Origin of the sequence: Streptomyces genisteinicus, assembly GCF_014489615.1 — a bacterium.
Lineage (GTDB): Bacteria > Actinomycetota > Actinomycetes > Streptomycetales > Streptomycetaceae > Streptomyces > Streptomyces genisteinicus.
In genome coordinates, this window is sequence record NZ_CP060825.1 from 3131568 (window position 1) to 3157411 (window position 25844).

A 25844-nucleotide genomic window follows, 5' to 3' on the forward strand; every position below is an offset into this window, starting at 1 on the left:
CACGCTCGAAGCAAGAGCCGCCCGGGGGTCTCCCGGGCGGCCTTCCGGACCGTGCGGGTCAGCCCGCCAGGATGGCGTCCTCCAGCCGCTGGGCCACGTGCGCGTGGCCCTTGGCGTTGGGGTGAACCAGGGCGGGCACGGCCGGGAAGAGGCTGGTGTAGATCCCGTCCACCCAGTTCTGGCCGCCCGTCCGGTCGCACACGCTGTGGTCCTCGCCGCCCGCGTACACGTCGACGAAGGTGTCCCCGTGGCTGGCGGTCACCTCGCGGATGATCCGGTTCAGCGGTTCCAGCAGCTCGGTACGGGCCCAGGTGAGGTCACCGTGGGTGATGGTGGCGAACTCCCGGAAGTCGCCGAAGGTGCACCGCGTCGCGTCCTCGGGGACCACGTGGGGGTAACCGACCGTGAGCACCCGGGCGTCGGGCGCCTTCGCGTGGATCGCCGTCAGCATCGCGTCGTACTCGCGGCGCACCCCGGCCAGCGTCGCCGGCAGGGTGGCGCCCAGTTCCTCCTCGCACGGGGCGCCGTTGTTGCCCTCGGCCAGGCCGAGCTCGACGCAGCGCTTGAGGACCGTGCCGAAGCCGGCGGAGTTGCCGCCGATGCCGACGGTGATCAGACCGGTCTGCGCGGGGACCGATTCCAGCTGGGGCGCCACCTTCTCGAACGGCGCGTCCGGGTCGGGGCCGAGCAGCGGCTGCGGGCGGCCCAGCGGCTCGTGCGGCTCCTGCGCGATGTGCCGGATCTCGGCGGCGCCGCAGCTGACGTTGCGCAGGTCGACCAGGGGGCCGAGCTCGCGCCGCACGACCTCGGGGTACGACTCGGTGGTACGGACGCAGCCGTCCCTCGGGGTCTCGAACTCCTCGCCGGCCGCCTGGATGACTCCGGCGGTGTACGAGTCGCCGAGTGCGACCCACTCCATCGGCGCCTGCGCCCGGGAACCGGGGGCGCCGGGGGACGCCTGCGTCGGAGTGACGGCGGTGGCGGCGAGCGCGGCGGCGGCGCCGAGGACGACGAAGCCGCTGCGGAGACGGAGTCGTGGCACGGAACTCTCCCTGAGGTGCGGTCCGGGGCACGGCAGACCGCGACCACCCCCCGGAGGCACCCAGGTCGCGACCCTCCACACCAAGATCGCAACTCTGTGTAGTCAACTCAATACCCCAGGGGGGTGATGTGCCGATCGCGGTGCGGAGGGTCCGACGATGGGTCCGACGACGTGGAGGGAGACTCCGTCACCCACCTGGGAGGTGGGCGCCCCCGAGCGCGGGCGCCCCGCACCGGGGAGAGGTGGGCCGCTCCCGGCGAGCAGCACCGGAACGGCGGCCGCGCGGGCCGCACGCGGGCGGCGCGAGCCAGGGGTCGGTGACCGCGGAACGGCGGCTCCGGAGCGGCCGGCCTTCGGGAACAGGGCCGGACACCAAAGCCAGGCACGAGGGACCCGGCACGAAGGCCGCGGAGAGCGACCCCGGAACGAAGCCCGGCACCGCGGCCCGGGGCGGCAATCGTGCGCCGCGCTCCGCCGTCGGCGGACCGTGCCCGGCACATCCCGCCCGCACAGCCCGCCCGGCACGGTCCGCCGGAAGGGATCAGCCGACGGCGGCGGCGACGGCGATGATCGCGAACATCAGCACCAGTGCGGCGGCCATGATCTGGTTACGGGTCTTCGGGTTCACCCGCCGAGGTTAACCCGCGGCGTTCAGCGGCCAGGAATCGGCCACCTCGTAACGCGGCCGCTCCCCCGGCACCCCGCGCACGGGCAGGTTGCTCCGTACCAGCGCCAGACGGTCCGCCTGCCAGCCGGTTCCCTCGAACGGGGCCAGGGCCTCGACGCAGGGCCTCAGGTCGGCGGCGTCGTCACGGGCGCGGGCGATCGTGAGGTGGGGCACGTAGCGCCGGTGTTCGTCCATGGGGATTCCGGCGCGGCGGGCGGCGGCGTCGGCCCGTTCCGCGAGTCGCCGCATCTCGTCGAGTCCGCCGGCCGCGCCGACCCACAGCGCCCGCCGTCCGAACCGGCCGCCGCCGTGCAACCGCAGCGGGAACGCGTCCGTCCGGTGCGCGGCCGGCGCGAGGCGCTCGCGCAGGCCGGGGACGAGTGCGTCGTCCACCTCGCCCATGAAGGCCAGCGTGAAGTGCCACCCGGGACGCCCGGTCCACCGCAGCCGGTCCGCCCCCGGGAGGTCGCGCAGGCGCTCCACGACTGCGGAGAGCTCGTCGACGGCGGGTGGTGGAGGGAGGAGGGCGGCGAAGAGTCTCATGCCGCCAGTGTCGCGCCGGGCGTGCGCCGGGGAACGGCGCATCGCGAGGCCCCGGGCACGCCCCGGATGCGCCCCGTCCGGCAGCCCAGGGCGCGCGCTCTGACAGGCCCCGTCGCAACGCCGCGGGCGCCGTCGCGTCCCCCGGCGCGAAGCCCCGGTATGCGCCGCATGCCCCCGCATACGCCCCGTCGCGTGCCCCCGGCGAACGACGTCCCTGCCCCCGCGACCCGCCCCGTGCGAAAGCCCCTCGGCGCGCGGGCCGGTCACGCGGCCGGAGCCCGAGCCGCAGCCGCACCGCAGCCGCGCCGCAGCGGCCGGGTGAGCCGCAGCCGCCGGGTGCGCGGCCGCCGCGCACCCGGCGGCTGCGGTCCGCGGCGCTACGCCACGGTCGCCAGTCGCTCCCGGGGAACGAAGCGGACCTGCGGATGCCCGCGGTGCCAGCCGACGGCCACCCGGAGGTTGCCGGCGCGGGCCAGCATCAGGCCGACCGCGGCCGCCGCAAGCATCGCGACCGCGCCGCCGGAGGCGAAGCCGATCCGCGGCCCGTAGGTGTCGGTGACCCAGCCCACCAGCGGCGCCCCGAACGGCGTGCCGCCGGTGAACACCATCATGAACAGGCTCATGACCCGGCCCCGCATCAGGGGATCGGTCGCCAGCTGGACGCTGGAGTTCGCCGTGACGTTGACGGTGAGGCCGAACATGCCGATCGGCACCATCATCAGCGCGAAGATCCAGAAGGTCGGGGCGAAGGCGGTCACGACCTCCAGCAGACCGAAGAGGATCGCCGCGCCGACCAGCATCCGGAGCCGGGACGTGCCCCGCCGGGCGGCGAGCAGGGCGCCCGCCAGGGAGCCGGCCGCCATGAGCGTGTTGAGCAGGCCGTACGTGCCGGCGTCCGCGTGGAAGACGTCGTCGACGAAGGCCGCGAGCCAGATCGGGAAGTTGAAGCCGAAGGTGCCGATGAAGCCGACCAGCACGATGGGCCAGATCAGTTCGGGCTTGCCCGCGACGTAGCGGAGCCCTTCCCGGAGCTGGCCCTTGCCGCGGGGCGCGCGGTCGACCTTGTGGAGTTCGGCGTTGCGCATCATCAGCAGGCCGGCGATGGGCGCGAGGAACGACAGACCGTTGAAGAGGAAGGCCCAGCCGCTGCCGACGGCGGTGATCAGCACACCCGCCACGGCGGGGCCGACGAGGCGTGCGGACTGGAAGTTCGCCGAGTTCAGCGAGACGGCGTTGCGCAGCTGGTCGGGGCCGACCATCTCGGCGACGAACGTCTGCCGCGCCGGGTTGTCGACGACGGTGACGAGGCCGAGCAGGAACGCCGTGAGGTAGACGTGCCAGACCTGCACATGGCCGCCGAGCGTGAGGACGGCGAGCGCGACGCCGGTCGCGCCCATCGCGGCCTGCGTGGCGAGGAGCAGCCGCCGCTTCGGGAGGCGGTCCGCCAGCACGCCGCCGTACAGGCCGAACAGGAGCATGGGGAGGAACTGGAGCGCGATGGTGATGCCGACGGCGGAGGCCGAGCCGGTGAGGCTCAGGACCAGCCAGTCCTGGGCGATGCGCTGCATCCAGGTGCCGGTGTTGGAGACCACCTGTCCGATCGCGAAGAGCCGGTAGTTCCGGACCCTCAGCGAGCTGAACATGGTCTGCTTGACGGGGGTGGGGTCGATGGCGGTCGGTGCGGGGGCGGAGTCTGCTCCGGATCCCGTACTCAAAAGGGTCGCCTCCTCGGCGTGGGCGGTTACTGCAGGTGGGCGAGCTTCTCCAGAACGGGGGCGGCGGCGCGCAGGGTTGCCCACTCGTCGTCGTCGAGTCCTTCGGCGAGGCCGGTCAGCCAGGCGTTCCGCTTGCGGCGGCTCTCCTCCAGCATGGCCTCGGCCTGCTCGGTCTGGCTGACGACCTTCTGCCGTCGGTCGTCGGGATGCGGCTCCAGCGTGACGAGTCCCTTGGCTTCCAGCAGGGCGACGATGCGGGTCATCGACGGCGGCTGGACGTGCTCCTTGCGGGCCAGCTCGCCGGGGGTGGCGGAGCCGCACCGGGCGAGCGTGCCGAGGACGGACATCTCCGTCGGGCTGAGCGACTCGTCGACGCGCTGGTGCTTGAGTCGCCTGCCCAGCCGCATGACGGCGGAGCGGAGGGCGTTCACGGCTGCGACGTCGGCGTCAGTACCGTGGGACAGGTCAGGCATGTCCTTAGCGTAACTCATTACCCTGGCTAAATACCAGCCGGGATGCCGGCGGTTCCGGGACGACACAAGGGCAGCCCCGGGGGGCGCGCGGGCCGGTTACGGGCCTAGGTTCTGTCCGGCGGATCATGTGACTTTCCGACCGGTCGCTCGTTGGTTGGGGTATGGGTCGGGGGGATCTGACGAATCACGAGTGGTCGCTGCTGGAGCCGCATCTGCCTCCAAAGGGTCGCCGGGGTGGCCGGTGGAACGACCACCGCACCGTGATCAACGGGATCCTGTTCCGGGTTCGTACCGGTGTTCCGTGGCGCGATCTGCCGGAACGTTACGGGCCGTGGAAGACCGTCTATGAGCGGCATCGCCGCTGGTCGGCGGATGGCACCTGGGACCGGATCCTGCAGTCGGTCCAGGCCGACGCCGACCTCGCGGGCCGGATCGACTGGTCGATGGTCGGCGTCGACTCGACGTCCTGCCGGGCTCATCAGCACGCGGCCGGCGCCCGCAAAGCCAAGCCGCGGGTCCCGAAAAAAGGACGACGCCCCGGCACCACCGCCCCGACGAGGGACTCGGACGGTCCCGGGGCGGCCTGACTTGCAAGATCCACCTCGCGGGTGAAGGAGGCTGCCGCCCCATGGCCTTTCTGGTCACGCCTGGCCAGTGGGGCGATGCCCCCCAGATGGTTGAGGTCCTGGACCGGATCCGGGTCCCCAGACCGCTGGGTGGACGGCCCCGAACCCGGCCCGAGCACGTCAGCGGCGACAAGGCATACAGCTCCCGCCGAAACCGCCGCTACCTTCGAAGACGCCGCATCCGGCACACAATCCCGGAACCCAAGGACCAGCAGGCCAACCGTCGACGCAAAGGCAGAGAAGGCGGCAGGCCCACCGGCTTCCACCGCGACCACTACCGGCGCCGCAACGAGGTCGAGCGGACCATCAACCGGCTGAAGAACTCCCGCGCAGTCGCTACTCGTTACGACAAGCGGGCCTACGTCTTCCACGGGACCGTCACCGCCGCAGCGATCCGGCTCTGGCTTCGGCAGTGATCCGCCGGACAGAACCTAATCGTTTCATCACCCATACGGGTGACATTCAGCCGGAAATCGCCCCATGGGCCGCCGGAGCCCCGCGACTCTGGCTCGCATGGGATCGACAGTGCTCAGCCTGCGGATAGACAGTGAGCTGCTCGACCGGCTCAAGCAGCACGCGGCCAGAAGGCAGATGAGCGTCCAGGACTACGTGGTCCGGACGCTCATTCGCGACGACTTCGACGAACGCTTCAAGACGGCGGTCGACGAGACGGAGAAGTTCTACGGGACGGGGCCGGATCCGGCCCCGTCCGGCCAGGATCAGGTCAGGCCCAGCGCCGGCATCGCGTAGTAGAAGACGAACACCGCCGACACCGCGTACATCGCGGCGGGCACCTCGCGGCCCCGGCCCGCGGCCAGGCGAAGGACGGCGAAGGCGATGAAGCCGATGCCGATGCCGTTGGTGATCGAGTAGGTGAACGGCATCATGACCATCGCGAGGAAGGCCGGGATGGCGAGGGTCCAGTCGCTCCAGTCGATGTCCTTGACCGAGCCGGCCAGGATCAGGAAGCCGACCGCGAGCAGCGCCGGGGTGGCGGCCTGGGACGGCACCATCGTGGCGAGCGGGGTGAGGAACAGCGCCACCGAGAAGAGCGCACCCGTGACGACGGAGGCGAGGCCCGTCCGGGCGCCTTCGCCGACACCGGCCGTGGACTCCACGAAACAGGTGTTGGCGGAGGCGGAGCTCGCGCCGCCGGCGGCGACGGCGATGCCGTCGACGATCAGCACCTTGTTGATGCCGGGGAAGTTGCCGTCCTTGTCCATGAGCTTGGCCTCGTCGCCGACGCCCATGATGGTGCCCATCGCGTCGAAGAAGCAGGACAGCAGCACGGTGAAGACGAAGAGGCAGCCGGTCAGCAGGCCGACCTTCTCGAAACCGCCGAACAGGCTGACCTGACCGACGAGGCCGAAGTCCGGCGAGGCGACGGGGTTGCCGGGCCACTCCGGCGTCGTGAGGCCCCAGCTCTTCACGTCGGCGACGGCGTGGACGATCATGGCGAAGACGGTCATCACGACGATGGAGATCAGGATCGCGCCCGGGACCTTGCGGATCATCAGCGCGAGCGTGAGCAGCGTGCCGAGCACGAAGACGAGGATCGGCCAGCCGGTGAGGTGGCCGCCGGTGCCGAGCCCGAGCGGGACGGTGGTCTGCGCGGCGTCGGGGAGACGCGAGACGAACCCGGAGTCCACCAGGCCGATGAGCATGATGAACAGGCCGATACCGATGGCGATGCCCTTGCGCAGGCTCAGCGGCACGGCGTTCATCACGCGTTCGCGCAGGCCCGTGGCGACCAGCAGCATCACGACCACACCGGCCAGCACGACCATGCCCATGGCGTCGGCCCAGGACATCCTCGGCGCCAGCTGGAGGGCGACCACCGTGTTGACGCCGAGACCGGCGGCGAGCGCGATCGGGACGTTGCCGATGACGCCCATGAGCAGGGTCGAGAAGGCCGCGGTGAGCACGGTCGCGGTGACGAGCTGGCCACCGTCGAGCTGGTGCCCGTACATGTCCTTGGCGCTGCCGAGGATGATCGGGTTCAGCACGAGGATGTAGGCCATCGCGAAGAAGGTGGCGAATCCGCCACGCACCTCGCGGGCCACGGTCGAGCCGCGCTCCGAGATCTTGAAGAAGCGGTCCAGGCCGCCGACGGGCTGCTGCGGGGAAGCCGGCGGCAGGTCGGGCTGATCGACCTTGGCGGTGGCCGAGGAGGACATGCGGAACCTCAGTGGTGCGTGGGGACGGGGAGTAAGGCGGGGTGACACAGAAATACGGCCGCCATTTGTACGTTCCCACGACGGAAACCAGCCAGCCGTAAACAGTTTCAGTATGAACATATGAACGAAAGATCGCCATCTCCGCGCGTAGACCTATGGGGTGCAAGGGGCGGGTGGGACGGGAGTGGTGGCGGACGGGATGCGCCGGAGCCGCAGGAGCGCTCCCCCGCGCCCGGTGCCCGGGCCCCGGAGGGCGCACCGGACCGCCGATCTAGACTGTCCCCATGGCGAAGTGGACCCCCCGGCACGAGGCACCCGAACCCCTTGAGGGTCCGATCGTCGCCACCATCACCGGCGGCACGATCCTGTGGTTCGTCATGTTCCTCGTCCAGGTCCCGTTCTACGGCTGGTTCGACGACCGCGACCTGACCTGGTGGGTGTGGACCTGCCTGGCCGGCGCGGGTCTCGGCCTGATCGGCATCTGGTACGTCCGCGGACGCGACGCCGCGATCAAGCGCGCGAAGGCGGCCGAAACCACCGGAGCCACCGGAGACGCCGGAGCCGCCGGAGCCGCCGGGACCTCCTCGGAGCCCGGCACCTCCGCCTGACCGGCTTCCGCCCCGAACGCCTCCCCGCCTCCCCCGGCCGCCCCGCAAGCGCCCGCCCCGGCACCGGGACACCCCGCCGTCGCCCGCTCCCCCGCACCCCGTGGCACCACGGGACGATCTCCGTACGACCACGGTCGGATCTTCCGCCGCTCGGGGGGTGGAGGCGTCCCCTCCCCCGTACCGTCGGATGCATGACGCAGCGGGCGGACATCGACACCGACGGGCCCGAGCCGGGCGGCCGCACTCCCGTGATCGACGCGGGGGCCGAACTCGACCCCGTACACCCCAGGAACCCACCGCCCAGCCGGCGTGCGCGACAGGCGGCGACCGGGCTCACCCCGGCCGAGGTCGCCGAGCGGGTCTCCCGGGGCGAGGTCAACGACGTGCCGGTGCGCAGTTCGCGCTCGGCCGTCGACATCGTCCGCGCCAACGTCTTCACCCGCTTCAACGCGATCATCGGCGTGCTGTGGGTGATCATGCTCTTCGTCGCGCCGATCCAGGACAGCCTGTTCGGCTTCGTGATCGTGGCCAACACCGGAATCGGCATCATCCAGGAGCTGCGCGCCAAGAAGACGCTGGACTCGCTCGCCGTGATCGGCGAGGCGAAACCCCGGGTGCGCCGGGACGGCAGCACCGCCCCGGTCTCCACCTCCGAGATCGTGCTCGGCGACCTCGTCGAACTCGGCCCCGGGGACAAGGTGGTGGTCGACGGCGAGATCGCCGAGGCGGACAACCTGGAGATCGACGAGTCGCTGCTGACCGGTGAGGCCGACCCGGTCCTCAAGCGCCCCGGCGACCAGGTCATGTCGGGCTCGTTCGTCGTCGCGGGCGGGGGCGCGTTCACGGCGACCAAGGTGGGACGCGAGGCGTACGCGGCGCAGCTCGCGGAGGAGGCGTCCCGCTTCACGCTGGTCCACTCCGAGCTGCGCTCCGGCATCTCCACCATCCTCAAGTACGTGACCTGGATGATGGTGCCGACGGCGACCGGTCTGATCATCAGCCAGTTGATCGTGAAGGACAACGACCTCAAGGACTCCATCGCGCGGACCGTCGGCGGCATCGTGCCGATGATCCCCGAGGGCCTGGTGCTGCTGACCTCCGTCGCGTTCGCCATCGGGGTGATCCGGCTGGGCCGCAAGCAGTGCCTGGTGCAGGAACTGCCGGCCATCGAGGGCCTGGCCCGGGTCGACGTGGTCTGCCTCGACAAGACGGGCACGCTGACCGAGGGCGGCATGGACGTCACCGAGCTCCGGGCGCTGAACGGTGCCGACGAGGGACGCCTGCGGCAGGTCCTGGGCGCGCTCGGCGCCTCCGACCCCCGCCCCAACGCCTCCCTCCAGGCCGTCGTCGACGCCTACCCGGACGGGGCGGGCTGGCGGTGCACCGCCGCCCTCCCCTTCTCCTCGGCCCGCAAGTACAGCGGGGCGAGCTTCGAGGAGGGGGACGGCAGCGCGTCGACCTGGCTGCTGGGCGCACCCGATGTGCTGCTCCCCGCGGACGACCCGTCCCTGACCGAGGTCGACGCCCTCAACCGCGAGGGCCTGCGGGTGCTGCTGCTCGCCCGGTCGGCGAAGGAGCTCGACGCGGACTCCCCCGCCGCCGGCGCGGAGCCCACCGCCCTCGTCGTGCTGGAGCAGCGGCTGCGGCCCGACGCCTCGGACACCCTGCGCTACTTCGCCGACCAGGACGTCGCGGCGAAGGTCATCTCCGGGGACAACGCGGTCGCCGTCGGCGCGGTGGCGGCCAAACTCGGGCTGCCCGGCGCCTCGGACACCGTCGACGCCCGCAAGCTGCCGGCCGAGCGGGACGAGATGGGTGCGGCGATCGACGCGAACGCGGTCTTCGGCCGGGTCTCGCCGCAGCAGAAGCGCGACATGGTCGGCGCGCTCCAGGCCCGCGGCCACACGGTGGCGATGACGGGCGACGGCGTCAACGACGTCCTCGCGCTCAAGGACGCCGACATCGGCGTGTCCATGGGGTCGGGGTCGGAGGCGACCCGTGCCGTGGCGCAGATCGTGCTGCTGAACAACAGTTTCGCCACCCTGCCGTCGGTGGTGGCGGAGGGCCGGCGGGTGATCGGCAACATCACCAGGGTCGCGACCCTCTTCCTGACGAAGACGGTCTACTCGGTCCTGCTCGCGGTCCTGGTGGTCTGCTCGCAGGTGGATTACCCGTTCCTCCCGCGCCATCTGACGCTGCTGTCCACGCTGACCATCGGCGTGCCCGCCTTCTTCCTCGCGCTCGCGCCGAACAAGGAGCGCGCGAAACCGCACTTCGTGCGCCGGGTGATGCGGTACGCGATCCCGGCGGGCGTGATCGCGGCGGCGGCGACGTTCAGCACGTACCTGCTGGCACGGTCGCACTACAGCGGCACCGGGGCGCTCGGCGCCGAGACGAGTGCGGCGACGCTCTGCCTGTTCCTCGTCTCCCTCTGGGTCCTCGCCATCATCGCCCGCCCCTACACGTGGTGGCGGCTCGCCCTGGTCGGCGCGATGGGCGGCGGCTTCCTGCTGGTGCTGGTCGTCCCCTGGCTCCAGGAGTTCTTCGCGCTGAAGCTCGTGGGCACGGTGATGCCGTGGGCGGCGGTCGCGATCGCGGCGACGGCGGCGGCCGTGCTGGAGGTCGTCTGGCGCTGGGTGGGCCGCCGCTTCCCGGCGTGAGGCGACGCCCGGGGGCTTCGGGGCACGGGGCGGCCCGAGACCCGCGGCGGACCGGCGCCCGGGGAGCCGGACTCGCCGTTCTCCCTGCCGACCTGCGCCTTTGCGGTGCAGTGCAACGGCCTGGCAGCCGCACGCCCCAAGACGCGAAGCTCAGGGAGCGGAGCGGCGCGAGAGACCGCTCCACTACTCGGGGGAGTGGATGCCGGCATGAGACGGACTCTGGCCGCGACGTGCACGGCCGCGGCGATCGTCGCGGCGGCGGCATCCGGCTGTTCCGGGCCCGGGACGCGGTCGGACCCCGGGCCCGGGACACGCGACGACGCCGGCCTCGCACTGCTCACGGCTACGAACACGAGGAGAGCACATAACTCATGTCCGCCAGCAAGATAGTTAAGCGGTTCGGCATCAGTATTGCCGCGCTGGCACTCGTAGGTACCGGTTTCACCGGTACAGCAAGTGCCGCCTCGTCCGACTGTCCAGAAGGATGGTTCTGCGTTTGGCATGGAACGGACTACACAGGCCGGATGCAGAAGGTCCAGTACGACAACGCCGATCTTTCGCAGTACACGGTTTTCGCCAACGGTTCACTCTCCGGCTACAACAATGGCAACAACTGCGACGTAAACGTTTACGCCGGCAGAAACTACACCAATCTCATCGCCACGGTAAAGCGGGGGACCAAGGGCACTGGGACGTCAACACGAGTAAAGATTCTATCCAACAAATGGGTCAACTGCATTTGATTTACAAGCGCCGCCCGCAACAGGCATGTTTTCAACTCTGGTACCCCTTCGACCCGCATCCCCGGGACCGGGGCTAGCGAGGTAGTTCGCCCGCATCTCTGAGCGGAGTTGACCAAAAGGGACGAGAGCTCCACCTCGCCTGCGCCGCTCGCAGGCAGAAGCCAGAATTGGTCAGCCGCGAATGCGACGCATCATCTTCAGCCAGGGCGCAGGTCCTGAGATGGGCCAAGCTATCGAGAAGCAAGGGAAGGGTACGAGATGTCCAAACGTAGAACCGCGCGAACCATGACCGGAATCGTCGCCAGTGTGGTTGCAGTCACCGGTATGGGTGTCGTGACAACTGCGGGACCGGCTCAGGCAGCAGCCCCCACCTGCAACGGATCCTACGCCTGGAAGATCAGCAGTAGCTACTTCGCCTGGGTCCCCGCGCGTGGCGACACCACCGTATGCAACCTGGCTCCCGGTAACAGTTCGTCGGCTGTCGAGAGGCTCCAGAGAGCTCTGGTCCTCTGCTACGGGCAATCCATCGAGATCGACGGCAACTTCGGAAATAACACGAAACGGGCGCTTGAGGCGGCCCAACGAGTCGAGAGGATCGAAGACGACGGACTCTACGGCTTCGTCACCCGAAGCAAACTCAAGTGGCCCAAGCGGAACTACCAAGGCGAGACCTGGACCGGCAGCTGCATTCGCACTTGGTGAAGCAGCACCCCACGGCCCAGCCCTACCCTATGTCCTGAGTACCGAGGTGTTCCCATGGACCATCGGGATGCATTGTCGAAGACGAGTGCAGCTTGGATGATGCCACCGATGGCGATGGAGCTGACGGGTGACGTGTTGCAGAGTGGGCGGGCGCTGCTTGAGCACGGCTGCAGGTGTGCCCGCGACTGCGTTCCGGGCGGCGGGGCCTTTGACCGCGCCCCGCCGCCCGACCCGTCACGGCCTCGCGTACGGCCGGGTCATGATCTCCATGTTGTGGCCGGACGGGTCGTCGAAGTAGGCGCCCCGGCCGCCGAAGAGGCGGTTGATCGCGCCGGGTTCGGTGTGGGAGGGGTCTGCGTAGTAGGTCACGCCGAGGGCCTCCAGCCGGGCGATCATGCCGTCGAACTGCTCGTCGGGGACGAGGAAGGCGTAGTGCTGCGACTGGACCGGCTCGTCGGTCAGTTCGTAGTAGTCGAGCGTCACGCCGTTGCCCAGGTCGACGGGGAGGAACGGGCCGAACGGCGCGCCCACCTCGACCCCCAGGACGGCGGCGAGGAAGTCGGCGGAGAGCCGGCGGTCCCTGGCGTAGACGGCGGTGTGGTTCAACTGCACGGTGGTGACGGGGGAATGCGGGGAAGACTGCTGCATGGCTGGTGGCTCTCTCTCCGGGTCGGATCCTCGATGAAGGGAAAGACGCGGAGAGACGGGCGGGCCCCTGGCCCGCCGCGAGGTCACGCGGCAGCCGGGCGGCTCTCTTGTGTGCGGCGCGTGGCCGACCCGGCAGTCATGATCCCGAGCCTACCGGTCCCGGCCTGCCGCCACCGACACCTCGGCCCACACCGTCTTGCCGACCGGGTCGCGCGGCTCGGCGCCCCAGCGGTCGGCGAGCGCGTCCACCAGCAGCAGTCCGCGCCCGGACTCGTCGTCGTCGGCGGGCACCGGCCGCACCGCGGGCGGCAGCAGCGCGCACGCGTCCGCGACCTCGACGCGCACCAGTGCCCGCGCCCGGTCCAGGCGCAGGGCCAGCCGGAAGTCGCGGCCCGGCACCCGGCCGTGGCGGACCGCGTTGCCCGCGAGCTCCGCCACCAGGAGGGCGACGGTATCGGAGAGGTCCGTTCCGGCATGGTGGCCCCACGCGGCGAGGTGCCGCACCGCGACCCGGCGGGCGAGCCGCGCCCCGCGCCGGGTGGCCCCGAACATCGCCGCGAACTCCTCGCGTCCGTCGCCCTGTTCCGTCCGCGCGGGGTCCGTGCCCCGTGTCGTCGTGGTCTCCCGCACCGCGTCGCCCGTCCTGTTCGTCCCTGTCGCCACGAGCACCACCCGTGGGTGTACGGATGGTGACCTTCCGTGGTCAAGCGTGCTGGCGCGGCCCTAGGGTCGGAAGGGTGTACGGCCTTACATCACCAGCCGTAAGGAACGGGAGTGAGCCCATGGCCAAGGACATCGATCCGGACGCGTCGATGGCCGCCCTCTTCGGCTCCCGGGTGCGCAGGCTGCGCACGGCTGCCGGTCTCACCCAGGCACAGCTCGGCTCCCGCACCCATGTGGTGAGCACCCGGATCACCCAGGTGGAACGGGCCTCGGGGGCCCGGCCGACGCGGGAGCTGGCGCGGGCGCTCGACGCGGCACTGGGCGCCGACGGCCTGCTGGTCGACCTGTGGCCGCACGTCCACCGGGAGGCGTTCCCCGACTGGTCGCGGACGTTCATGGCCTACGCGGCCCGGGCCGTCGCCATCCGTGAGTACGCGGCCCATGTGGTGCCGGGCCTGCTCCAGACCGAGGAGTACGCCCGGACGGTCCTGAGCGTCGGCCTGTCCCACCGGGACGCCGAGCACCTGGAGGAGCGCCTCGCCGCCCGGATGGAGCGGCAGAAGCGCATGGCCTCGGACGACCGCCCGGAACTGCTGGTGATCCTGGACGAGACGGTGCTGCGCAAGCGGATCGGCGGGGCCGAGGTCATGCGCCGCCAGCTCGACGCGCTGCTGACGGCCGCCGGGGAACGCCACATCACCGTGCAGGTGCTGCCCTTCACGGAGGGCGAGCACGACATGCTGGGCGGCTCGCTCACCGTGCTCACGCTGCCCGACGGCTCCGAAGTCGCCTACACGGAGGGTGCGGACCACGGGCGGCTCTTCGAAGATCCGTCCGACGTACGGCGGTTCGCGGTGGCCTACGATCGGCTCCGGACGGCGGCCCTGCCCCCGCGCAGGTCGCTCGATCTGATCCGATCCGCGATGGAGGAGGACCACCGTGACCCGAGACGCCCTTCCCCTGCACAACGCCGTCTGGCGAAAGAGCAGTCACAGCAATCAGGAGGGTGGGAACTGCGTCGAGGTGGCGGACGGGGTCCCCGGCGTGATCCCGGTGCGTGACAGCAAGGCGCCGCACCTGCCGCACCTGGTGTTCGCACCGGCCGGCTGGGCCGCCTTCGTGGACGGGCTGAAGGCCGGCGACCGCCTCTGAGCCCGCCGGGGACCGGTCCGCGCGCCGTGTGCCGGGCCCGCCGGGGCGTGGTGCAGCGGGGGCCGGTGGGCCACGAACTCCCCATAAGAACCTGGGGGAAAGAACCCCTGCCCTCCCTCCCCTCCCGGCCGGTCAGCCGTCCGTCACCCGGACGGGTGACCGGCTTGCGAGGGCGGGAGGGCGGCGGCTACGTTCGCCGCAACAACCGAAGACATATGCGGCCCCCGGCCGGGACGGCAATCCCGATCGAGGGCCTCACCGATCTGGAAGAAGACGCTTCCCGATGGCTGACCCGCAGTCTAACGCGCCCCTGCGCGCCCCCGCCGGAGCTCAGGCCTCCGAAGCTTCGATGTCCGAAGCTCCGGCCTCCGGCGTGATCCATGTCCGCACCCGGCTCGCCGCCGACTTCACGGTGATCGCCAACTCCCTGCTCCAGCGCCCCGGAAGCGCGGTCACGGTGGGCGTCGCGGGCTACATCCTGTCGCTGCCCGACGGCGCCTCCGTCAGCATCGACGCCCTGTGCGAGCACTTCACCGAGGGCGAGATCCTGATCTCCCGCGCCCTGCGCGACCTGGAGTCCGACGGCTACCTGCGACGTCTCGTGAAGCGCGGCCCGGTCGGGCGCCTCTCCACCCGGACGTTCTTCTACGACGTGCCGCCCGCCGACCGGGCAGAGCCGCCGCGCCCGCGGACCGCGCCGCGGCGGCGGCGCGCACCGGGGTCCGGCACGGGAACGCCCCCGGCCCCTGCCGGGCCGGCGGCGGACGGTTCGGCCCCTGTCGGGGACGCGCGGGCCACGCCACGATCCGTCCCGCCCGCCCGGGCCACCCCGGCGGCCGAGCCCACCCCGGAGAACCCCGGGAACCCGGACCCCCGGAGCCCCGAAAACCCCCAGAACCCCGGGGACGCGGGGGACGCCGAGGAACCCGAGGAACCGGGCGACGCCGGGGAGCCGGGGGAACCGCCCGCAGCCGCGGGCCCGGACGCCCCCGCCGATGCCACCGGGCCGCCGCCCGCGCCGGAGGACCCCCGTGCCGTCGTGGTCCTCGCCTCGCTGCGGCTCGTGGACCGGCGGCTGATCCTGTCAGCCCGCGAGACCGCCGGACTCGCCCCCGCGGTCGGCCGATGGCTCGCCCGGGGCGTGGAGCCCGCGGACCTCACGGCCCATCTCACGGACCGCCTGCCCGCCCGCCTGCTGGCCCGCCCCGCCCGCATCCTCGCCCACCGCCTGCGCGAACTCCCGCCACCCCTGCCCGAACAGCCCGCCCCTCCCCCGGTCCTGCCCATGGTGACCTGCGACGGCTGCGGGCTCGCCTTCCGCTCTGCGGGAACGGAGCGCTGCCGCGGCTGCCGTCAGGACGCCCTGGCGGCGGCATGCTGACCGTCCGGCGTACGGCGGCTCCCCGCGAGGGATCCTGGTTGTGCGAGGCTGAGGCCGTCGGCCGGGAGAAGAGGTGGAGCATGATCGACAGATTCACGGACGGGCTGCTGACGCCGACGGAGACGTCCTCCTACCTGGAGATCCCCGTCTCCACCCTCAGCTCCTGGCTCAAGGGGACCGCCGCCGGTGCGCCCCTCGTCCACCAGGTCGAGCCCCTGCGCAAGAACCAGCCGTCCGTGCCGTTCGTGGCGGTGGCGGAGGCCCATGTACTCCGGTCCCTGCGTACGCTGGGGCTACGGATGAGTGAGATCAAGGCCGCCGCCGCCGCTGTGCGCGAAGCCTTCGACACGCCGTACGGGCTGGTGTCCAAGCGCATCGCGACGGACGGCGTCGACATCTTCGTGGAACACGGCCTCGGCGACCTCCGCCGCGCCAGGGACGGGCAGGCCCCGATTCACGAAGTGGTCTCCGACTATCTGCGCTATCTCTCCTGGGACGCCGACGACGCCTTTCCGACCAGCCTGCGGCTGCGGCAGTACCCCGATTCCGTGCCCGTCGTCATCGATCCCCGCTTCGGCCGCGGCCTTCCGGTCGTCGAGTCCAACCGGGTGCCGGTGAACTCCATCACCGACCTGTGGGAGGCGGGCGAGACCGTCGAGGACATCGCCTACGAGTACGGCATGACCCCGGATCAGGTGGCCGCTCTGTGCGACGCTGTGGTTCACCTTGCGGCCTGAGTTCTTCCTGGATCGCAACCTCGGACGTCGCGTGGCGGAGGCGTTGACGGCACGGGGCTGGACGGTGCACTGCATCACCGGGGTCTACCCCGCCGACGCGCAGGACGTCCCCGACGCCGAATGGATCCGGCACGGTCTGGACCGAGGCTGGGTCCCTCTTTCGAAGGACGGCCGGATCAAGACCCGCGATCTCGAGATCCGCCCGGTCCTGGAACAGGCGGCGGTCCTGTTCTACCTGGACAATCAGCAGCTGCGAAGCCTCGACATGGCCGAACGGCTCCACTCGCGGCGGGACGCCATCCACCAAGCGGTCGCGCGTGGCGGCCCGGCCGCCTACGCCGTACGCCATGACCGGCTCGAACGTACCTGGCCATGACGCGGCGCACGGTGACCGGCCACGGCCACCGTGACCGCTCAGGCCCCGGGCCTACGCGTCGAACCAGCGGTCGCGCTCCAGTTCCGCCGTGCGGGAGGCGTCCTCCAGCAAGGCGGCGACCTCGAAGCGGCGGGGCCACTGGCCTGCGGCCCAGGCCAGGCCGGCCGCGACGCCCTCGAAGGTGGAGGCGTGGATGGTGCCGTCCGGGGCGCGGCGCCAGTCCAGTTCGGCGTCGCCGGCGAGCAGTTCGTCGTGTTCGACATAGCTCAGCGGCGTCGCCGGACCGAGCAGGGTGCGCACGGACTCCGGCACCTCGTGCTCCTCGCCCTCGGTCGTGACCTCCGCCGTGACCGCCTCGCTCAGCCGGCTCACCTGGAACAGCTCCGCCAGGTCGGCGGCGCGTGAGGGCGCCACCGGCAGCAGCGGCAGTCCGGCGGTGAGCGGCAGCAGGTCGGGGGTGTCGGCGACGACCGCGTCGGCGGCGTCCACCACGACCACCTCGCCGTCCACCACGGCCCGCAGCTCGTCCGGCAGCGTGACCTGCTCCGGATCGAGGTCGGCGAGCGCCGTGTACAGGGCGTGCAGCTGGGCGGCGCGCACCGGGCGGTCCGGGTCGGCGAGACGGGACAGCAGCTCAGCGGCACCGCCCGGTTCGTCGAGCAGCGCGGCGACCGAGGTGCGCACCCCGAGGGCGTGCAGCACCTGGGCGTCCTCGAAGCCGGTGGTGTCGGCCGGCTCGTACAGGCCCTCCAGCAGCGGATCGGCGCCGGACGCGCGGAGCCCGGCGGGGCGGCGGCCGTCGAGCACCGGGTGGTCGCGCAGCCACCACGCCGTGTACGGGCGGACGGTCTCCGTCGTCCCGTCCGGCAGCAGCACCCGCACCGGCTGGGTGAGCGCGTCCCGCAGCGGGGGCTGCGCCAGCAGGGCGAGGGCCTGCGGCCAGCGGTCGTCGTCGACGAGGTCCAGGTCCCGCACCGCGACGATCTCCGTGGCGACCGGGGGCAGCGGGTGCTCGGGCAGCCGGTCGAGCACGTCCTCGCACCACACGTCGACCGCGTCCAGCAGGCCCGCGTCGTCCGGCTCGGCGAAGTCGCCGTCGCGCGGCTCCAGTTCGTCCGGGTCGAGGACGACGTCGGCCGCGCGGACCAGGGCGAAGTTCGCCAGCACGCCGCAGGCGGCGAGCGGCTGCTCGCCCCAGCGGTCCGCGAGGTCGGCGTCGCACAGCGCCAGTTCGCCCTCCCGCATGACGGAGGCGAAGGCGCTCCCGGGGAGCACCAGTTCACCGGCGGGCGCCGGCTCGCCGTCCTCGTCGGGAAGGGCCAGCGCGCCGAGCCACGGCTCGTCCCCCGGCTCCAGCTCCGCGTCCCGCACCAGCGCGAGGACGGTGTCCGCCAGCTCGTCGGCGTCGAGGGCGTCCGCGTCCTCGTCCCAGATCTCGCCCGCGTCCAGCGAACCGGCGACCGCGGCCCGCACCTGCGGTGTGGTCAGCACGGCCCGCGGCGTCGCGGGCAGCGCGCCCAGCTTCTCCAGCAGCGGGTGCGCGGCGTCGGGATGCACCACCTTCAGTCCGAGGCGGGCCAGGTGGGGCGGGGTGTCGGCGAGCGGCAGCAGCGTCTGGCGGGGGCCGATCGTGGTCCGCCCGTCGGCCAGCGGCACCGGGAGGCCGGTCAGCCGGTCCGGGTCCACACCGGCGAGGCTGTCGTACAGCCGCCGCCACCAGTCCGGTTCGCGCTCCAGCCCGGCGAGGCGGTCGACGGCCTCCGTCAGCGGCACCCGGGCGACGCCCAGCGTGCGCAGCTCCACGCGCCGTTCCAGCCCGGCGGGCAGCAGGCTCGGCAGCACCTCCGCCAGGACCCGTACGGTGTCGGCGCCCGCGCCCTCCAGGACCTCGGCCTCGATCGGGCGCAGCGCGGGCGGCGTCTCACGGTCCGGCAGGCCGGAGTCGTCCGCCGCCCCCTCCCGGGGCAGCGCGGGCTCCAGGAACGCCACCCGGGGCAGGCGCTTCAGCACGGCGGCGCGCAGCGCGCCGTCGAGCTCGCCCTTGCCGAGCGGTCCGGGCACCAGGTCGATGGTGCCGGTCGTCACCGGGCGCCACCCGCCGAGCAGTTCGGCGTAGCCGTCGGCCGCCCGCTCCACCAGGAAGTCGGTCAGTGCGCCGGGCGCGGGATGCCGGCGCGTGGGGTCGAGCGGAAGCGAGGCGATCAGCAGCGCGGGCACGCCGAGCGGCTCGTCGGTGGGCGTCGGCGCGTGGACGACCGGCGCGGTGGCGGGCCGGACGGGGGCGCCGTCGCCGTCCACCGGGACGGCCCAGGTGACCGACCAGTGCGGGCGCAGCCGCTCCTCGACCGGGCGGTCCGCCAGCAGGGCCGGCTCGATCGGGCCGTCGTGCGCGACGACCCGCCAGCGGCGCGGCCCGGGCGCCGAGCTGTCCGTGATCCGTACGCAGTCGTCCTGCGTCTCGCGCCGCAACTCCCGTGTGCCGTCCGGCGTCTCGACGACGATCTCGGCGAGGCCGGGCAGCGTGAGGAGCAGCGCGTCGTCGATGCCGGCGAGCAGACGCTCCACCAGGTCGGCCGCGGCGCCGTCGCGCAGCGGCAGCACGACGACCGTGTCGTACCCGTCGGGTGCGGAGCCCTCGGCGGGCAGCGGGAGCCGCAGCAGCGGGACGTGGCCGTCGCGGCGGCGCAGCTCGTCGCCGAGGCCGGGAGAGCCCGCCGCCACCTCCAGGGCGAGCTCCCTCGCCTCGGGAAGCGACCAGCGGACGCCGCCGTGGCGGCCGACGACCGCGGGCTCGTCGGAGACGGCGAGCACGGCGGCGAAGCCGACGCCGAAGCGGCCGACGGATGTCTCGTGGCCCTCGCGCTTCGCGGAGGCGCGCAGGGTGCTCAGCGATTCGACGCCGGTGGCGTCGAGGGGGGCGCCCGTGTTCGCGGCGGCGAGCGTGCCGGCGCCGCCGTCCGGGCCGGGCCGCAGCGTCAGCCGCAGCCGGCCGGGGACGCCGACGCGGGCGGCGGCGTCGGCGGCGTTCTGCGCGAGCTCGACGACGAGGCGGTCGCGGTAGCCGCCGAGGACGAGGTCCTCCTCGGCGTTGGCGTCCTCGCGGAAGCGGGCGGGACTCGCGCCCCAGGCGTCGAGCACCCCGCGCCGCAGCCGCGCCGTCCCGAACGGGTCGGCCCACTCGGTCGTCCTGACGCTCACGCTGCGGCTCCGCTCTGTGCGATGGGTGCTTCTCGTGGTGGTGCGGGGTGTGCTGCTCGCTGTTGCCGTTGGGCTGGACGGGGCAGGTCGGTGCCCACGGGGCCGAAGGTACCGCGTCGGCGGACACCCGTGCGGGGCGGAGCCCTGCGGGACGTGCCGTTTCGGCCGCGAAGCCCCGCCGGACCCGGCTACGGGCGCGGGGGCGGCGCGCCCCGGAGGCCGCGGCACCGCGCTGCGCACGGTGTCCTCAAACGCCGGACAGGCTGGAGTTACCCGGGCCAGGCCCACCCCCAGCAGGGGCTGGAGCGGCCCGGCCTGGCCCACCCCCAGGAGGGGACGCCGGACGGGCTGGAGTTGCCCGGGCTGGAGTGGCGCCCCGCGAGGGGCTAGGAGTGGCCGAGGTCGTCGGAGGACGGGTCCGTGTCCGTGGAGACCGACCCGCTGTCACGCGCGGGGCGCAGCGGGAACGCGTCCACCGCGAGCGAGTCCAGCACCGGCGGCGGCGGTACCGGAGGCTTCGGCATCACGGCCGCTTCGGAGTGCCCCCCGCAGCCGTACGCGAGGGACACCACGCGCCCGTCGGCCGGTGAGAACTCGTTGGCGCAGATGCCGAACGCCTGGCGCAGGGAGCCGCCGAGCGGGACCAGGAAGCCGCAGGACTGGCAGGAGGCCGGCGCGGCCTGTGCCATCGCGGTCTTCGGGCCGAAGGAGTCGTCCCAGCGGTCGGCGGCGGTGTGCAGGCCGTACCGGGAGAGGACCCGGGCGCGGCGCATGCCGAGTTCCTCGGCGAGCGCCGCGATCTGGCCGCGGCCGTCGTGGTCGGTCGCGTCGACGGCGGGTACGCGGTCCGTGAGCTCCGCGTCCTCCGCGTCGACGCGCTCGACCAGGTCGTGCGAGGGCGCGAGGGCGGAGTTCGGCGGGGGCTCCTCGTCGCCGGTGTAGCCGGGCTCCAGGCGCAGGTCGTCCGCCTCGGTGGGCAGCAGGTCGCCGGGGCCCATGTCGCCGGGGCGCAGCCGCTCGCTCCAGGGCACCCACTCCGGGGCGAGGAGGGCGTCGGGTCCGGGCAGCAGGACGGTTTCGTCGAGGGTGACGACCTTCGCGCGGGAGGCGCGGGCGACGGTGACGGCCCAGCGCCAGCCCCGGTACCCGGGCTCCTTGGCCTCGAAGAAGTGGGTGACGACCCGGTCACCCTCGGAGACGAGGGACACGTGCTCGCCGACCACTCCCGGGGCCGCGGCCTCTTCGGCCGCCTCCCGGGCGAGGTCTACCGCCTCGGCGCACAGGCGGTCGGGGGTACGGCTTCGCGTCGTCGCAGCACTCACAGGTCTCGCTTCTCTCCTACGCCGTCTCACGGGTGCGCCTGTCGACCGGGTGATCCGGGGCGGTGGGCGGAGCGGACCTGAGGGCCGCATCGACGTCCACGCCCGGACCGATCCGTTTCCGGGCGCACCTGACGTCATCCATTCTGCGGGATGCCGAAGAGGCGCGCGGCCGGGAACAACCGCCGGTGGCGCGCTACGCACGCTACCCCCTTCACAGCTCCCCGCCCACCTGCCCGCCCCAAGACGGGAGCAAGACCCGTACCGGGACGGGCGCGGAAGAGGGGACCGGCCGGCGGCGGAAGAGGGGCGGGACGGCGGCGGGAGAGGCCCGGACGGCGCCGGGAGCAGGGGGACGTCAGGCGTTCACGGGCAGGGCGGACCGGCGTGCGGACGACCGCGGCAACGGCGTGCCGGACTGCGGGCGGCGACCGCCCCGGGACCCGAACGACCGTCAGAAAGTTCCCCGGCCGGATCGCGGCCGGTCGTCGCGCCGCGCGGCGGACTCGTGGCGGACACGCTGCGGATCACGGTTCGGGGCGGCGGCCGTTGGGGCACTATGACGACGTGGCAACCGCGAGGTCGTCCGACGACACCGGGCCGCTCCGACGAGCGGGCCGGGCGGTCGGGCGTGCCCTGCACCGGCCCTTCACCGGCACGGCGCGCGGCATCCGCAAGGCGACGCACGCGCACGGCGCGGGCGAGTCGGGGCTCGGCAAGCTGATCGAGCTGCACGCGGTGAACGGCGCGGGCGACGTGATGATCACCGTGGCGCTCGCGTCGACCGTGTTCTTCTCGGTGCCGACCGACGAGGCGCGCGGCCGGGTCGCCCTCTACCTCGCGGTGACCATGGCGCCGTTCACGCTCCTCGCGCCCGTGATCGGCCCGCTCCTCGACCGTCTCCCGCACGGACGGCGCGCGGCGATGGCGGGAGCGATGCTCGCACGGGCGCTGCTGGCGATCCTGATGTCCACCGCGGTGGCGACCGGCGGGCTGGAGCTGTATCCGGCGGCGCTGGGCGTCCTGGTGTCGTCCAAGGCGTACGGCGTGGTGCGCAGCGCGGTCGTACCGCGCCTGCTGCCACCGAAGTTCTCCCTGGTGAAGGCGAACTCGCGGGTGACGCTCGCCGGTCTGCTGGCCACGGGCATCGCCGCGCCCATCGGGGCCGGGCTCCAGATGATCGGTCCGCAGTGGCCGCTCTACGGGGCGTGCGCGCTGTTCCTGCTCGGGGCGTACTGGGCGTTCACGATGCCGCCGAAGGTCGATTCGGCGAAGGGCGAGCGCAAGGCGCACATGCTGACGCACGGCGAGAAGAAGCCGAGCCTGCGGACGGTGGGCCCGTCGGTGCTGCACGGCCTCCAGGCGAACGCGGCGCACCGGGCGCTCTCCGGGTTCCTGATCTTCTTCCTGGCGTTCCTGCTGCGGGAGCATCCGCTGGCCGGGCAGTCGGCGGCGGTCTCGCTGGGGATCGTGGGCGTCGCGGCCGGCGCGGGGAACGCGATCGGCACGGCGGTGGGCGCGTGGCTCAGAGCACGCGGACCCGAGATGATCATCGTCACGATGCTGACGCTGGTCCTCTCGGCGGCCGTCCTCGCCGCGATCTTCTTCGGCGCGGGCATGGTGGCGGTCCTGACGGCGGCCGCGGGCTTCTCGCAGGCGCTGTCGAAGCTGTCGCTGGACGCGCTGATCCAGCGCGATGTGCCGGAACAGGTGCGCACGTCGGCGTTCGCGCGCTCGGAGACGCTTCTCCAGATGGCGTGGGTGGTGGGCGGCGCGATCGGGATCGCGCTGCCGCTCAACGGCGTGGTCGGCATGTCGGTGGCGGCGGGCATCCTGGCGGCGGGCGCGCTGGCGGCGGACCGGGGTCTGCTCTCGGCCGCGCGCCGACGCGGCGGCGGCAGCGCCCGCCCCCGCGTCGCCTGACCGGACGGTCGGCCCAGCCGCCTGACCGGATTGCCGGCCGGGACCGTCCGATACGACCGGACCGCCCGGCCGGATCGCCCGGCCCCGGCGGGGCGGCTGCCCGGCTGCCCGCACCCGCCCGCGCCCCGCGGCCGACACGCGCGGCGCGCCGGGCAGCGGTGCGGCCTGCCCGGCGGGGCGCGCGGGGCGCAGGGCGCGCCCGCGGCACGGCCGCCGCCGCGGGACGGGAGGCGCCCCCGGCGCACGGTGCGCGGCCGGTCCGGCCCGAAGGGTCCGGCGGCCGCCGCCGCGGGCCCTGGCGTACGTCCCCGCGGGGGCAACGGCACGCCGCGCCGTACCCCCGCGACGCGGGGCCGACCGGGACCGATAGCCTTCGGGCCATGACCGTTGCGTTCTACTCCGGCCGCCGCCGCCGGGCCGCCGCCGCCCTCGGCGCCGTGTCCGCCGGGCTGCTCGTCCTCTCCGCCTGCGACAAGCCGACCCCGCTCGTGACCGTGACGGTCGGTACGGAATCCGTCAACGCCGAGGCCACCTGCTACAACGACGGCGAGGCGATCAAGGAGTCCGAGGTGCAGAAGTGCCTCACCGAGGGCACTCCCACCAAGATCAAGTTCGCCGTCGACGACAAGGTCCGCCTCGGCGTCGACCCGGAGATCGCCGAGAACGGCTGGACCCTCCTGTTCGGCGCGCAGCCGGTGGAGCAGGAGCCGTTCAAGAAGACGTACCGGACCATCCCGGGCAACGCCTTCTTCTCCTCGCAGACCGGGGAGACGACCGACAAGGCCGACGTCAACATCATGGAGACGAACGGCACCAAGGTCATCGGGATCTACCGGTTCCAGTTCGAGAAGTCCTCCTGACCGGCAGGACCCCGCGATGCGCGTACTCGTCGTGACCGCCGTGGCGGCGGAGGCCGAAGCCGTCGCCGCCACGGAGGAGACCGGCACCCTGCTGAGGGGCGGGTACGCGATCACCCGGACCCCGGGCCTGCACGTGCTCGCGGCCGGAGTCGGCCCGGCCGCCGCCGCGGCCGGCACCGCCACGGCACTGGCCCTCGCGGACGAGCCGTACGCGCTCGTCGTCTCGGCCGGCATCGGCGGCGGCTTCACCGGCCGCGCCCCGCTCGGCTCCCTCGTCGTCTCCGACGCGATCGTCGCCGCCGACCTCGGCGCCGACACTCCCGACGGCTATCTCCCCGTCGACGAACTCGGCTTCGGACGCACCGTCCACCACCCGCCCGCCGCCCTGTCCGCGCACGCCGCCGACGCCCTGGGCGCGGCGCACGCGCCGGTGCTGACGGTCTCCACGGTGACCGGCACCGCCGGACGCGCCGCCGAGCTGGCGGCCCGTCACCCGCGGGCGGCCGCCGAGGCGATGGAGGGCTTCGGGGTGGCCGAGGCCGCCGCCGTGCACGGAGTGCCCGTCATCGAGATCCGCGCGGTCTCCAACGCCGTCGGCCCGCGCGACCGCGCCGCCTGGCGCATCGGCGACGCGCTCGCCGCACTGCGCGACGGCTTCCGCCGGCTCACCCCCGTACTCCAGGAGCACCTGTGACCCTGCAGATCGCCTACTCGCCCTGCCCGAACGACACCTTCGTCTTCGACGCCTGGGCGCACGGACGGGTGCCGGGCGCGCCCGGGCTGGACGTCACGTTCGCGGACATCGACATCACCAACGGCATGGCGGAGCGCGGCGAGTACGACGTGCTGAAGGTGTCGTACGCGGTGCTGCCGTGGGTGCTGGACGAGTACGCCCTGCTGCCGTGCGGCGGCGCGCTCGGGCGCGGCTGCGGGCCGCTGGTGCTGACCCGGGAGCCCGGGGTGGACCTGCGGGGCCGCACGGTCGCCGTGCCCAGCGAGCGCTCGACCGCCTACCTGCTGTTCCGGCTGTGGGCCGCCGACGCCGTCCCGGGCGGGATCGGCGAGGTGGTCGTGATGCCGTTCCACGAGATCATGCCGGCGGTGCGCGACGGCGCGGTGGACGCCGGGCTCGTCATCCACGAGGCGCGCTTCACCTACCAGCAGTACGGCCTCCACTCGCTCGCCGACATGGGCGAGCACTGGGAGACGACGACCGGGCTGCCGATCCCGCTCGGCGCGATCATCGCCAAGCGGTCGCTCGGCGCCGAAACCCTGGAACTGCTGGCCGCCTCGGCCCGCACCTCCGTGCGCATGGCCTGGGACGACCCCGAGGCCTCCCGCCCCTATGTGCAGGCGCACGCACAGGAGATGGACCCGGCCGTCGCCGACCAGCACATCGGTCTGTACGTGAACGAGTTCACCCACGACCTGGGGGTGGACGGCTACGCGGCCGTGCGCGGGCTCCTGACGCGCGCGGCGGCCGAGGGGCTGGTGCCGCCCCTCGGCCCCGACGCGCTCGCGTTCGTCTGACCGCACGACCGGCCGCACGTCCCGGCAGCACGTCCCCGCACGTCGGGCCGCACGCGCACGTCACCACCGCACGCGCCCGCGTGCGGTGGGTGGGGGTGGGG

24 protein-coding genes are annotated in these 25844 nt (G+C 72.9%); 15 read left to right on the top strand and 9 right to left on the bottom strand.

What is annotated here, in order from left to right:
• Positions 1-58: 58 nt before the first annotated feature.
• The 4 genes from IAG43_RS13605 to IAG43_RS13620 all read right to left on the bottom strand — a co-directional run bounded on the left by IAG43_RS13605 (position 59) and on the right by IAG43_RS13620 (position 4440).
• Positions 59-1042: an SGNH/GDSL hydrolase family protein gene (locus IAG43_RS13605; RefSeq protein WP_246574301.1), complete on the bottom strand. Its 984-nt coding sequence runs from the start codon at positions 1040-1042 to the stop codon at positions 59-61.
• 637 nt (positions 1043-1679) lie between these two features.
• The gene (thpR, locus tag IAG43_RS13610; RefSeq protein ID WP_187741019.1) at positions 1680-2252 is read right to left on the bottom strand and encodes an RNA 2',3'-cyclic phosphodiesterase; all 573 of its coding nucleotides are present in this window, start codon (positions 2250-2252) and stop codon (positions 1680-1682) included.
• A gap of 377 nt (positions 2253-2629) precedes the next feature.
• Positions 2630-3967 (bottom strand): MFS transporter, encoded by a 1338-nt coding sequence (locus IAG43_RS13615; RefSeq protein ID WP_187741020.1) that lies wholly within the window; start codon positions 3965-3967, stop codon positions 2630-2632.
• Positions 3968-3993: 26 nt separating this feature from the next.
• Entirely contained in the window at positions 3994-4440 is a 447-nt protein-coding gene (locus IAG43_RS13620) for a MarR family winged helix-turn-helix transcriptional regulator (RefSeq protein ID WP_187741021.1), read from the bottom strand.
• A gap of 161 nt (positions 4441-4601) precedes the next feature.
• Between IAG43_RS13620 and IAG43_RS13625 the strand changes: the two genes are divergently transcribed.
• Both IAG43_RS13625 and IAG43_RS13630 read left to right on the top strand, forming a co-directional pair.
• Positions 4602-5482, top strand: a protein-coding gene (locus IAG43_RS13625; RefSeq protein ID WP_187739230.1) for an IS5 family transposase whose coding sequence is annotated in 2 segments (ribosomal slippage) — positions 4602-4962 and positions 4962-5482 — 882 coding nt in all. Because the reading frame shifts where the segments join, the coding sequence is not laid out codon by codon here.
• Positions 5483-5579: 97 nt separating this feature from the next.
• Positions 5580-5816 (top strand): hypothetical protein, encoded by a 237-nt coding sequence (locus IAG43_RS13630; protein ID WP_187741022.1) that lies wholly within the window; start codon positions 5580-5582, stop codon positions 5814-5816.
• Here IAG43_RS13630 and IAG43_RS13635 read toward each other — a convergent pair.
• Positions 5786-7243: an NCS2 family permease gene (locus tag IAG43_RS13635; RefSeq protein WP_187741023.1), complete on the bottom strand. Its 1458-nt coding sequence runs from the start codon at positions 7241-7243 to the stop codon at positions 5786-5788. The two genes, IAG43_RS13630 and IAG43_RS13635, sit on opposite strands and share 31 nt — an antisense overlap.
• A gap of 284 nt (positions 7244-7527) precedes the next feature.
• Here IAG43_RS13635 and IAG43_RS13640 point away from each other — a divergent pair, with 284 nt between their 5' ends.
• The 4 genes from IAG43_RS13640 (at position 7528) to IAG43_RS13655 (ending at position 11956) form a co-directional block, all read left to right on the top strand.
• A complete protein-coding gene (locus tag IAG43_RS13640; protein ID WP_187741024.1) occupies positions 7528-7851 on the top strand; it encodes a DUF2530 domain-containing protein in 324 nt (107 codons plus the stop codon).
• A 191-nt stretch (positions 7852-8042) separates the two neighbouring features.
• Entirely contained in the window at positions 8043-10511 is a 2469-nt protein-coding gene (locus tag IAG43_RS13645; RefSeq protein ID WP_187741025.1) for an HAD-IC family P-type ATPase, read from the top strand.
• A 371-nt stretch (positions 10512-10882) separates the two neighbouring features.
• Entirely contained in the window at positions 10883-11254 is a 372-nt protein-coding gene (locus IAG43_RS13650; RefSeq protein WP_187741026.1) for a peptidase inhibitor family I36 protein, read from the top strand.
• A 285-nt stretch (positions 11255-11539) separates the two neighbouring features.
• Positions 11540-11956 carry a peptidoglycan-binding domain-containing protein gene (locus IAG43_RS13655; RefSeq protein ID WP_187741027.1) on the top strand — a complete coding sequence of 139 codons (417 nt, stop codon included), beginning with the start codon at positions 11540-11542 and terminating at the stop codon, positions 11954-11956.
• Between the two features lie 234 nt (positions 11957-12190).
• On the opposite strand, the gene IAG43_RS13660 is transcribed toward IAG43_RS13655, so the two are convergent.
• Complete coding sequence (locus tag IAG43_RS13660) at positions 12191-12604, bottom strand: VOC family protein (RefSeq protein ID WP_187741028.1); 414 nt, start codon at positions 12602-12604, stop codon at positions 12191-12193.
• Positions 12605-12754: 150 nt separating this feature from the next.
• Positions 12755-13267, bottom strand: coding sequence for an ATP-binding protein (locus IAG43_RS13665; protein ID WP_425508596.1), 513 nt, complete (start codon positions 13265-13267; stop codon positions 12755-12757).
• 149 nt (positions 13268-13416) lie between these two features.
• Here IAG43_RS13665 and IAG43_RS13670 point away from each other — a divergent pair, with 149 nt between their 5' ends.
• From IAG43_RS13670 to IAG43_RS13690, 5 genes are all read left to right on the top strand, one after another.
• Complete coding sequence (locus IAG43_RS13670; RefSeq protein ID WP_187744445.1) at positions 13417-14328, top strand: helix-turn-helix domain-containing protein; 912 nt, start codon at positions 13417-13419, stop codon at positions 14326-14328.
• Entirely contained in the window at positions 14291-14419 is a 129-nt protein-coding gene (locus IAG43_RS13675) for a DUF397 domain-containing protein (protein ID WP_246574302.1), read from the top strand. Before IAG43_RS13670 ends, IAG43_RS13675 begins: the two co-directional genes overlap by 38 nt.
• 283 nt (positions 14420-14702) lie before the next feature.
• Positions 14703-15800 (top strand): hypothetical protein, encoded by a 1098-nt coding sequence (locus IAG43_RS13680; protein ID WP_187741029.1) that lies wholly within the window; start codon positions 14703-14705, stop codon positions 15798-15800.
• Positions 15801-15880: 80 nt separating this feature from the next.
• Positions 15881-16537, top strand: a complete 657-nt coding sequence (locus IAG43_RS13685; protein WP_187741030.1) for a DUF433 domain-containing protein — start codon at positions 15881-15883, stop codon at positions 16535-16537.
• The gene (locus IAG43_RS13690; protein WP_187741031.1) at positions 16527-16913 is read left to right on the top strand and encodes a PIN-like domain-containing protein; all 387 of its coding nucleotides are present in this window, start codon (positions 16527-16529) and stop codon (positions 16911-16913) included. The genes IAG43_RS13685 and IAG43_RS13690 overlap by 11 nt, the downstream gene beginning before the upstream one ends.
• A 51-nt stretch (positions 16914-16964) precedes the next feature.
• Here the strand turns inward: IAG43_RS13690 and IAG43_RS13695 are convergent, their stop codons facing one another.
• The gene (locus tag IAG43_RS13695; protein ID WP_187741032.1) at positions 16965-20111 is read right to left on the bottom strand and encodes a sacsin N-terminal ATP-binding-like domain-containing protein; all 3147 of its coding nucleotides are present in this window, start codon (positions 20109-20111) and stop codon (positions 16965-16967) included.
• Between the two features lie 386 nt (positions 20112-20497).
• Complete coding sequence (locus tag IAG43_RS13700) at positions 20498-21433, bottom strand: DUF3027 domain-containing protein (RefSeq protein ID WP_187741033.1); 936 nt, start codon at positions 21431-21433, stop codon at positions 20498-20500.
• 564 nt (positions 21434-21997) lie between these two features.
• Here IAG43_RS13700 and IAG43_RS13705 point away from each other — a divergent pair.
• The 4 genes from IAG43_RS13705 to IAG43_RS13720 all read left to right on the top strand — a co-directional run bounded on the left by IAG43_RS13705 (position 21998) and on the right by IAG43_RS13720 (position 25743).
• Positions 21998-23353, top strand: coding sequence for an MFS transporter (locus tag IAG43_RS13705; protein ID WP_187741034.1), 1356 nt, complete (start codon positions 21998-22000; stop codon positions 23351-23353).
• Positions 23354-23733: 380 nt separating this feature from the next.
• Entirely contained in the window at positions 23734-24213 is a 480-nt protein-coding gene (locus IAG43_RS13710) for a DUF2771 domain-containing protein (RefSeq protein WP_187741035.1), read from the top strand.
• Positions 24214-24229: 16 nt separating this feature from the next.
• The gene (locus IAG43_RS13715; protein ID WP_187741036.1) at positions 24230-24907 is read left to right on the top strand and encodes a futalosine hydrolase; all 678 of its coding nucleotides are present in this window, start codon (positions 24230-24232) and stop codon (positions 24905-24907) included.
• Positions 24904-25743 carry a 1,4-dihydroxy-6-naphtoate synthase gene (locus IAG43_RS13720; RefSeq protein WP_187741037.1) on the top strand — a complete coding sequence of 280 codons (840 nt, stop codon included), beginning with the start codon at positions 24904-24906 and terminating at the stop codon, positions 25741-25743. Before IAG43_RS13715 ends, IAG43_RS13720 begins: the two co-directional genes overlap by 4 nt.
• Positions 25744-25844: the final 101 nt, after the last annotated feature.